Source organism: Streptomyces sp. 13-12-16, from assembly GCF_002114215.1.
Taxonomy (GTDB): domain Bacteria; phylum Actinomycetota; class Actinomycetes; order Streptomycetales; family Streptomycetaceae; genus Streptomyces.
Window position 1 is genome coordinate 666 of the sequence record NZ_NCTE01001434.1, and the last position, 237, is coordinate 902.

The 237-nt window shown below is 80.6% G+C and carries 1 protein-coding gene; it reads right to left on the bottom strand.

All coding sequences use genetic code 11. The annotated features are described in order from the left end of the window. Positions 1 to 128, bottom strand: a 128-nt coding sequence (locus B7767_RS49500) for an acyl carrier protein (protein ID WP_143652998.1), incomplete at its 3' end; no start/stop codon positions are given. Positions 129 to 237: the final 109 nt, after the last annotated feature.

The window sequence follows — 237 nt, forward strand, 5'->3', positions numbered from 1 at the left end:
AGCTCGGCGAGCGCCTCCATCGCCTTGAGCGAGCCGCCGCCCAGCTCGGCGAACCGGTCCCGGTCCCCGAACGACGGCTCCGGTATGCCCAGCACCTTCGCCCAGACCTCCCGCACCACGCCCCGCACCTCCGCGCGGGAGCGGGGTGCCGGCGCCGGGCCCCCGGACGGCCCCGGCGGCTCCTGGCCTGTCGGTGCCCCTGGGGCTGCCGGGGCCTCCGGGGCCGCCCCGGAGGCG